Below are 8,783 nucleotides of genomic sequence, written 5' to 3'. Positions count from 1 at the left end.
CCCGGGACGGAGCAGTCCGATGACCGCCCTCGCCAACCTGCTGGTGATCGCCGTGGTGGCGGCCCTGGTCGTCCGGCGCCAGATGCGGGTCAGGCGTGGGCGCCCGCCGGGGCCGTGCGCTCGCCGCCGTCCGCGAACTCGCCCAGGACGAAGTCCTCGTCCACCTGGGTCGCGAGGTCGGTGCCGACCTTGGAGTTGGCCCAACTCTCCGCGTTGCGGCGGTGGAAGAGGACCGCCTGCGCGGTGTAGCGGCGCGCGTCCCGCTGCCCGTAGGCCGCGTCGGCCGCGATCCGCAGCTCCTCCAGTACGGCCCGGTTGGCCGGCTCCAGGGCGCGCAGCGGCGGCTCGGCGCCCTGCTCCAGGCGGCGCACCCAGTCGGACTGCCCGAAGGCGGTGAACAGGTCGTCGCCGACCTCGCGGCGCAGGAAGGCCAGGTCGTCCGGGCCCTGCACCTTGTTGCCGACCACCCGCAGCTGCACGCCGAAGTCCCGGGCGTAGTCCTTGTACTGGCGGTAGACGGAGACGCCCTTGCGGGTCGGCTCGGCGACCAGGAAGGTCAGGTCGAAGCGGGTGAACAGGCCGGAGGCGAAGGAGTCCGAGCCCGCGGTCATGTCGGTCACCAGGTACTCGCCGGGCCCGTCCAGCAGGTGGTTGAGCAGCAGCTCCACCGCGCCGACCTTGGAGTGGTAGCAGGCCACCCCGAGGTCCTCCTCGGTGAACGCGCCGGTCGCCAGCAGCCGGACCGAGCCCTCGTCCAGCGCGATCGGGCGGGCGCAGGAGGCGTAGACCGGGTTCTCCTCGACGATCCGCAGCAGTCGCGAACCCCGGCCGGGCGGTGTGGTTTTGATCATCTCGTCGGAGGAGCGGATCAGCGGGTTGCTGCCGCGCAGGTACTCCTTGATCTCCGGCAGGTGCCCGCCCAGCGCGGGCAGTTCGGCCGCCTGGGCGTCCGTCAGCCCCAGTGCGGGGCCGAGGTGCTGGTTGATGTCGGCGTCCACGGCGATGACCGGCCGGCCCATGGCCGCCAGGTGGCGGATGAACAGGGCGGACAGCGTGGTCTTCCCGCTGCCGCCCTTGCCGACGAAGGCGATCTTCATAGGGGGGACTCCGGTTCTCGCTCGTGGCCCTCGCTACGGGCCGCCTGCCCAGGGGGCGCGTGGGGGCGGGCCCCCTAGTTGGAAATCGTTATCGTCTCCGATAGCGGTCATGCTAGCCGGGGTTTGGGTTCCGTCGGGGGCGGGAAGTGAGGATTGCCTCTAATGGGTGATGCGGGGTTGCTGTTCCGGGAGGGGCGGCCCGTTCATTACTCTCGGGTAGGTGAGCACTGGAACTGATCCCCTCGCCCCGCTGGCCCAGCTCCCCGGGGTGCCCGACGCGGTGGCCGAGGTGCGCAAGGCCGTCGACCGGCTCTACGGCCACCGGGTGATGCGCCGCCGCGCGGCCGAGGTCACCTCCGAGTCCGCGCTGCGCGGCGCCCGCGCGTCGGCGGCCCTGGCCGGGGCCGACTGGCCGCTGGAGGAAGTCCGCCGCCGCAGTGACTTCAGCGCCGACCCCGAGGCCCGGGCGGTCGGCGCGGCCCTGCGGATTGCCGCCGAGGCCGGCCAGCTGCTCAGCATCTGGCGGCACTCGCCGCTCCAGGTGCTGGCCCGGCTGCACCTGCTCGCGGTCGGCGACGCCGATCAGGCCGCCGGGCGCCCCCGACGGGCCGGGGAGGGCGCCGAGGAGCTGTTCCCGCTGGACCTGGAGCCGGTCGAGAGCGTCGAGGTCGACGCCGCGGACGGGCCGCTGCCCGTGCTGCCGCCCGCTCCGGGCGCGGAGGAGGTCGCGGCCCGGCTCGACCAGCTCTCCCGGCTGCTGGTGGCGCGCGCGGAGGGCCAGGGCGTCGGCACGCCGGCCCTCGTCGTGGCCTCGGTGGTGCACGGCGAACTGCTCGCGCTGCGGCCGTTCGGCACCCACAACGGGGTGATCGCCCGGGCCGCCCAGCGGATCGTGCTGATTGCCGAGGGGCTCGACCCGAAGTCGATCTGCCCGGCCGAGGTCGGGCTGGCGGAGCTCGGCACCGCCGCCTACCGCCGGGCCGTGGCCGGCTACCTGGCGGGCACCCCCGAGGGGATGGCGGCCTGGATCGCGCACTGCGGCTGGGCCCTGCGGCTCGGCGTCCGGGAGAGCACGGCGGTCTGCGAGGCGATGCAGCGCGGGATGGTCTGACCGGTCGGACCGGAACGGCGCGCGCGCCCCACGAGGGGGCGCGCGGAGACGGAGATGCGGCGGCACCTGATCCTGCCGGGTGCCGCCGCTGGTGCAGATACCGGGTGACCATGCATGCACCGGAAGTGCCGATCAGACGGGGATCCTGCCCGTTCGTCTGGTCCGGCGGCCCGACAGCGGGTCGGCTGCATGTGGGTGCCCGGATATCTGTACGTGCGGTCCGTGGGGCCTGAACTGCGTTGTCGGTTTGACCTCTTAGGTCCTGACCGGGTCTCGCGGGCCGTGCTTCATTTGTATCGCGTTTCGGGCGAAAGGGGAACCCGAAACGAGAAGTCTGTCCCGATTGCCCGTTTTGTCCAAAGGCTGCCGGGCTGAGCTGCCGGGCCGGGCCTCTCGGCTGGGCCGGGCCTTTGGGTCGGGCGGGGTTGCCGGGTCGGGCGGGGTTGCCGGGCCGGGCGGTCTCAGGCGGCCGGGCGCCGCCGACGGGCCAGGTACCAGATCACCCCGGCGGTCACGGCCGCCGTCCCGACCGCCACGGCGGTCAGCACCGAGCCGCTCGGAGCCGAGAACTCGGGCAGCCGGCGCCGCAGTTCCACCGGCTTGTCGAAGACGAGCACCGGCCACTCCCGGGCCTGCGCCTCCTTCCGCAGCGCGCGGTCGGGGTTGACCGCCGACGGGTGGCCGACCGCCTCCAGCAGCGGCAGGTCGGTGGAGGAGTCGCTGTAGGCGTACGAAGCGGCCAGGTCGTAGCCCTCGGCCGCGGCCAACTCCCGGATGGCGGCCGCCTTGTTCTCGGCGTAGGCGTAGTACTCGATCTCGCCGGTGTAGCAGCCGTCCTCGACCTTGAGCCGGGTGGCGATCACGTGGTCCGCGCCGAGCAGCCGGCCGATCGGCTCGACCACCTCGGAGCCGGAGCTGCTGACGATCACCACGTCCCGGCCGGCCGCGTGGTGCTGCTCGATCAGCGAGGCGGCCTCGTCGTAGATGATCGGGTCGATCAGGTTGTGCAGGGTCTCGGCGACGATCTCGCGGACCTGCTGGACGTTCCAGCCCCGGGTGAGCGCGGAGAGGTACTGGCGCATCTTCTCCATCTGGTCGTGGTCCGCGCCGCCGACCAGGAAGACGAACTGGGCGTACGCGCTGCGCAGTACGGCCCGACGGTTGATCAGACCGCCCTGGTAGAACGGGCGGCTGAAGGCCAGCGCGCTCGACTTGGCGATGATGGTCTTGTCGAGGTCGAAGAAGGCCGCCGTGCGCGACCCGCCGGGTCGGGGGCGGGTCGGCGGGCGGAGCTCTTCGGGCCCGGTGGTGTCGCCCTGGGACTCGTCGGCGTAGTCGTCGGCGTTCTCGGTGGTGTCCACGGGAACCGAGGATAGAGGGAGCCGCAAAACACCCCGCCATTCGGCGTACTCGTGGGCGTGCGGGTTTGTGTTTCTGGCCGCTCGGGTACACCATGGAAGTCACGGATCGTTCGCGACCGTGCTAACCCGGTCCGGCTCCTCCCCCCCGAGCCGGGCTGTGGATAGACGACCCCCGCTCTCCCCCCCGGCGGGGGTCGTCGCACGTCCGGGGCCATTTTCAGGGCTTGAACGCCCCTCGCGGCGCATCGGCCGCCGCCGTGTCGGTGGCTTACAGGGGGTGTCGCCACGCTTCGCCGTCGATCGGCTTTCGTCACTCTGTGTTGCCATTTGCTCATGTCCGTCGAGGATCGAACGGCCGGTTCCGATCGGTGGCGCGGGCCCGTCCGGAAGCGGTGTCCGGAGGGTGGCGGAGGGCGGTCCGGAGAACGACGGAACGGGATGCGGCGGGCCGCCGGTTCATCTCGGTGACCCCCTTTCGTCAATTCTTCGCCGATTAGCCCCCCGCTCGGGTGAACGTTTTCCTCCAGAGCCCCGAGTTATCCACAGGTATTCGGAACCCGGATGACGGAATCCGGATCTCCCCCCACCGTGATGACCGGCGGCGGTCGCCGGGCAGGGCCTCACCCCTTCCTCTCCCAGAGGTCTGTCGGGCGGCCGTCCGCCGGAACCGTCCGACGTGCGCCGCCGGCCACCACCCCGGTGGTCGGCGGCGCGGAGGGGAGTAACCATGTCGACGCCGATCGCCGACCACATCACCGCCGAGGGCCCCGCGGTCGCCGGGCCGCTCGTCGTCACCGAGGACGAGGGCCTGGCCGAGCACCTGCTGCGGATCTGCGCGGCCGCGGGCACCGAGCCGAGGCTGGTCCGGGGTGCGCCGCCGACGCGGGAGCTCTGGGAGAGCGCCCCGCTGGTCCTGGTCGGGGACGACCAGGCCGTCCGCTGCTCCGGGCTGGGGCGGCGTGGCGGGGTGCTGCTGCTCGGGCTGGACCTGGACGACCCCGGCGTGTGGGTCAGAGCCGTCCAACTCGGTGCCGAGCACGTGCTGTTCCTGCCCGACGCCGAGGCCTGGCTGCTCGACCGGGTCGCCGACGCGGCCGAGGGCGTCGGCTGCCCGGCGGTCACCGTCGCGGTGCTCGGTGGCTCCGGCGGGGCCGGGGCCTCGACCCTGGCCTGCGCGCTGGCGGTCACCGCCGCGCGGGCGGGCCGGCGGACGATGCTCCTGGACGGCGATCCGCTGGGCGGGGGCCTCGACATCCTGCTCGGCGGCGAGCGGGTCAGCGGGCTGCGCTGGCCCGATCTGGCCGGCTCCCGCGGGCGGGTCAGCGGCGCCGAGCTGGCCCGGGCCCTGCCGGCGCTCAAACGGCTCTCCACGCTCTCCTGCCTGTCCTGGGACCGCGGCGACACGCTGACGGTGCCGCCGGAGGCCATGCGCAGCGTGCTGGCCGCGTCCAGACGGCGCGGTGGGCTGGTGGTGGTCGACGTGCCCCGCCACCTCGACGCGGCCGCCGGGCAGGCGCTGGAGCAGTCCGACCTGGCGCTCCTGGTGGTGTCGGCCGAGCTGCGCGCGGTGGCCGCCGCCGACCGGGTCGCGGCGGCGGCCCGGATGCGGCTCGGGGACGTCCGGGCCGTGGTGCGGCCGGTGCGGGCCGGCGGGCTCCCGGCCCGGCAGATCGTCCGCGGGCTGCGGTTGCCGCTGGCGGGGGAGCTGGAGCCGGAGCCGGGCCTGGCCCAGGACGTCGTGAAGGGCGTCCCGCCCGGCAGCCGGGAGAACGGCCCGCTCGCACGCTTCTGCGCGGGCTTCCTGAACGAGGTGCTGCCGCCGGTGCCGGCGGTCGGAGGAGGTGTGTACTGATGGTCCGTCTGCGCGGAACAGTCCTTCGGGGCGGCTCGCCCGGCCCGGGCGGCGGTGCGCGGGAGCACCGGCCGCTGCGGAGCGTGCCGCCGCCCGGTGGGCCGCCGGAGCCCGGACACGGGCCCTGCCCGTACGGCCGGACGGCCCGCGAGCAGCGGACGGCGGCCCTGGTGGACGCGGTCCGCCTGCGGCTGGCCGAGTCGGGCGCCGCCCCGACGGCGGGCTCGGTCGCGGCCGCACTGCGGGCCACCCGCCCGTCGCTCGGCGGGGACGAGGTCCTGGACACCGTGCGCTCGCTGCGCGCCGAACTGGTGGGTGCGGGCCCGCTGGACCGGCTGCTGGCGGCGCCCGATGTCACGGACGTCCTGGTGAACGGTCCGGAGGAGGTGTGGGTCGACCGTGGCGGCGGCCTGCGGCGAGCCACCGGAGTCCGCTTCGCCGACGCCGAGGCGGTGCGCCGGCTGGCCCACCGGCTGGCCACCGCGGCCGGCCGGCGGTTGGACGACGCCCGCCCGTGGGTGGACGCCCGACTGCCGGACGGCACCCGGCTGCACGCCGTGCTGCCGCCGATCGCGGCCGGCTGCACGCACATCTCGCTGCGGGTCTGCCGCCCCCGGCCGTTCACGCTGGACGAGCTGGTGGCCGGCGGGTCACTGCCGCCGGAGGGTGCGGAGCTGCTCGCGGGCATCGTGCGGGCCCGGCTCTCGCTGCTCGTGTCCGGCGGGACGGGCTCGGGGAAGACCACGCTCCTGTCGGCCCTGCTCGGCCTGGTCGGGCCGGACGAGCGGATCGTGGTCGCCGAGGACTCCGCCGAGCTGCAACCGGCCCATCCGCACGTCGTCCGGCTGCAGAGCCGGCCGCCCAACCAGGAGGGGCTGGGTGAGTTCACCCTGCGGGACCTCGTCCGGCAGGCGCTGCGGATGCGCCCGGACCGGCTGGTGATCGGCGAGGTGCGCGGGGCCGAGGTGTCGGACCTGCTGGCCGCGCTGAACACCGGGCACGAGGGTGGCTGCGGCACGGTCCACGCCAACACGGCGGCCGACGTGCCGGTCCGGTTGGAGGCCCTGGGTTCGCTCGCCGGTCTCGACCGGCCGGCGTTGCACAGCCAACTGCGGGCCGCGCTCGACGTGGTGGTGCACCTGGTCCGCGATCCGGGCTCGGGGCTGCGACGGGTGGCGGAGATCCACACGCTGGCCGGGGCCGGCGACGGATCGGCCGTGACCACACCCGCGGTGGCCTTCCCGGCGTCCGGCGGGCTGCGTCCCGGTGCGGGCTGGGAGCGGTTGGTCGGGCTGCTGGCGGTGCGCGGGGTGTCGCTCGGATCGGGGCGGCCGTGATCGCGGTGACGGTGGCCGGGCCGGCGGGCGCGGACGTGTGGGTCGTGCAACTCGCCTTCGCCCTGCTGCTGGGCGGGTGCGCCGCGGGCGCCGTGGTGCTGCTCGGCGGTGTGAGCCGGAAAGACCGAGGACGACGGAGGTGGGAGACATGACGCAAAGTCAGTTCGCGCTCTGCTGGACGGTGGTGCTGTGTCTGGTGGCCATTGTCGCGTGGCGAGCGGTACAGGAGCAGTTGCCGGGCGGGCGGCGCTCCAGGCTGGTGCTGGCCGGCAGCGGGCCCCCGGTGCGGGGGCCTGGCCCGGAGAACGTGGCGTGGCCCCGGCCTCGGCTGCCGGAGCTCCTGGCGCCCGAACTGCTGTTGCTGCCCATGGGATTGGCCGCCTGGCGGGCCACCGCCTCGCCGGTGCCGATGCTCGCGGCCGCTCTGGCCGTCCTGCCGCTGCGCAGCTGGCGGCAGCGGCGGCGCCTGGCCGCGGAGGCCCGGTACCGGGCGGCGGCCGTGGTGGAACTCTGCGCCGACCTGGCGGGGGAGTTGCGAGGCGGGGCCACGCCGGAACAGGCGCTGCACCTGGTCACCGTGCGGCTCGCCGCAGATCCGGAGCGGCTGCGCAGGCTCGGCGAGGAGCCGGTGGCGCGCCTGGCGGCGGGCCGTTACGGCGGGGACGTGCCCGCCGCGCTGCACCAGCTGGCCGAACTGCCGGGCGGCAGCGGGGCCGCGGCCATCGCGGCCTGCTGGCGGGTGGCCGCGGACAGCGGGTCCGGGCCGGCCGACGCGCTGGAGCGGGTCGCGGAGGCGCTGCGCGGGGAGCGGGTGCTCGCGGAGGAGATCGCCGGGGAACTGGCCGGGCCGCGCGCGACGATCGCCGTCCTGGCCGCGCTGCCGGGCGTCGGGTTGCTCCTCGGCACGGCGCTCGGGGCGCGCCCGCTGGAGGTCCTGCTGCACACCCCGGCCGGGCTGGGCTGCCTCGTGGCGGGGGCGGTCCTGGAGGGGCTGGGCGCGCTCTGGACGGCACGCATCGTCCGGGCGGCGGCCCACGGCGCGCTGGAGGCGCCTCCGGGGCGGGGTGAGCGGCGCAGGGCTCCCGGCCATGCGGTGCCCGCTGCCCGGGCGGGCGAGCGTCCGGCGGGCGAGCCTCGGGCGGGTGAGCGTTCGGCGGGTGAGCCTCGAACGAGCGAGCGGAGGTGCGGGTTGTCGCGGGTGCGCGGACGGGCGCTCGGGGCGGGAACGGGGGCGAGGTGATGTGGGGCGTCGAGTGGGCGGCGGCCGTGCTTCCGGTGGTCGCGGCTGCCGCGGGGTGGAGATCGGTGCGTGGTCGGGCGAGACGCCGACGGGTGTTCGCCCGGGCGCGAGAACGGGAGGAGACGGGGAGGCATCCCGGGCTGACGGTGCCGGGTGGCGGGCGTCGACGGCGGGTGGCGACGGCGGCCGTCGCCGGGATCGCGGCGGCGGTGCTGCTCGGTGGCGGCACCGGATTGGCCGCCGGGGTGCTGTTGGCGGTGGGCGTCCACCGGTGGTCGGTCCGGGTGCGGCCGCCGACGGACCGCCGGGCGGCCCGCGAGGAGGAGCTGCTGATCAGGCAACTCCCGCTGAGCGCCGAGCTCTTGGCGGCCTGCCTCGGCTCGGCGGCGCTGCCCTCGGAGGCCGTGTCGGCGGTGGGCCGGAGCGTGGGCGCTCCGCTGGGGCCCCGGCTGGTGGCGATCGGAGCCGAACTCGCCCTGGGCGCACCGCCGGAGCTGTGCTGGAGCCGCCTGGGCGAGCAGCACCCGTCGCTGGCGCCGTTGGCGCGCTGCCTGGAGCGCAGCAGTCTCGGCGGTGTCCCGGCCGTCGGCCCGCTGATCGGGCTGGCCCAGGGGCAGCGCACGGCGGCCGCCCGCGCGGCCCACGCCCGGGTCCGCCGGGCCGCGGTGCTCGCCACCGCGCCGCTGGGGCTCTGCTTCCTCCCGGCCTTCGTCCTGATCGGTGTGGTGCCGGTGGTGGTCGGCCTCACCAGCCGTTTCGCCCAGGCGATGTGAACAAGAGCCGGT

Annotated in this window: 7 protein-coding genes; 5 read left to right on the top strand and 2 right to left on the bottom strand. The window is 75.3% G+C overall.

The window, feature by feature from the left end; all coding sequences use genetic code 11:
* Nucleotides 1-89 precede the first annotated feature (89 nt).
* Nucleotides 90-1,097: an ATP-binding protein gene (locus ABZW03_RS10400; protein ID WP_355254644.1), complete on the bottom strand. Its 1,008-nt coding sequence runs from the start codon at nucleotides 1,095-1,097 to the stop codon at nucleotides 90-92.
* 220 nt (nucleotides 1,098-1,317) lie between these two features.
* Here ABZW03_RS10400 and ABZW03_RS10395 point away from each other — a divergent pair, with 220 nt between their 5' ends.
* Nucleotides 1,318-2,208 (top strand): oxidoreductase, encoded by an 891-nt coding sequence (locus ABZW03_RS10395; RefSeq protein ID WP_355254642.1) that lies wholly within the window; start codon nucleotides 1,318-1,320, stop codon nucleotides 2,206-2,208.
* A 461-nt stretch (nucleotides 2,209-2,669) separates the two neighbouring features.
* Here the strand turns inward: ABZW03_RS10395 and ABZW03_RS10390 are convergent, their stop codons facing one another.
* Nucleotides 2,670-3,569 (bottom strand): HAD-IB family hydrolase, encoded by a 900-nt coding sequence (locus tag ABZW03_RS10390; RefSeq protein WP_355254640.1) that lies wholly within the window; start codon nucleotides 3,567-3,569, stop codon nucleotides 2,670-2,672.
* Between the two features lie 727 nt (nucleotides 3,570-4,296).
* Between ABZW03_RS10390 and ssd the strand changes: the two genes are divergently transcribed.
* From ssd to ABZW03_RS10370, 4 genes are all read left to right on the top strand, one after another.
* The gene (gene ssd, locus ABZW03_RS10385; RefSeq protein ID WP_355254638.1) at nucleotides 4,297-5,421 is read left to right on the top strand and encodes a septum site-determining protein Ssd; all 1,125 of its coding nucleotides are present in this window, start codon (nucleotides 4,297-4,299) and stop codon (nucleotides 5,419-5,421) included.
* Entirely contained in the window at nucleotides 5,421-6,758 is a 1,338-nt protein-coding gene (locus tag ABZW03_RS10380; protein ID WP_355254636.1) for a TadA family conjugal transfer-associated ATPase, read from the top strand. Before ssd ends, ABZW03_RS10380 begins: the two co-directional genes overlap by 1 nt.
* A 148-nt stretch (nucleotides 6,759-6,906) precedes the next feature.
* Complete coding sequence (locus ABZW03_RS10375) at nucleotides 6,907-7,998, top strand: type II secretion system F family protein (protein ID WP_355254634.1); 1,092 nt, start codon at nucleotides 6,907-6,909, stop codon at nucleotides 7,996-7,998.
* A 173-nt stretch (nucleotides 7,999-8,171) separates the two neighbouring features.
* On the top strand, nucleotides 8,172-8,771 hold the full coding sequence (locus tag ABZW03_RS10370) for a hypothetical protein (RefSeq protein ID WP_355254632.1): 600 nt from the start codon (nucleotides 8,172-8,174) through the stop codon (nucleotides 8,769-8,771).
* The last annotated feature ends 12 nt before the right edge of the window (nucleotides 8,772-8,783 follow it).

This window comes from Kitasatospora sp. NPDC004799, assembly GCF_040609095.1.
In the GTDB taxonomy this organism is placed as follows: domain Bacteria; phylum Actinomycetota; class Actinomycetes; order Streptomycetales; family Streptomycetaceae; genus Kitasatospora.
This window is presented reverse-complemented; position numbering and strand designations above follow the sequence as displayed.

What these genes read in the sequence shown, in the direction of transcription:
- ABZW03_RS10400 (WP_355254644.1), bottom strand. Translation starts at nt 1,097, where the DNA reads ATGAAGATCGCCTTCGTCGGCAAGGGCGGCAGCGGGAAGACCACGCTG.
- ssd (WP_355254638.1), top strand. Translation starts at nt 4,297, where the DNA reads ATGTCGACGCCGATCGCCGACCACATCACCGCCGAGGGCCCCGCGGTC.
- ABZW03_RS10380 (WP_355254636.1), top strand. Translation starts at nt 5,421, where the DNA reads ATGGTCCGTCTGCGCGGAACAGTCCTTCGGGGCGGCTCGCCCGGCCCG.
- ABZW03_RS10375 (WP_355254634.1), top strand. Translation starts at nt 6,907, where the DNA reads ATGACGCAAAGTCAGTTCGCGCTCTGCTGGACGGTGGTGCTGTGTCTG.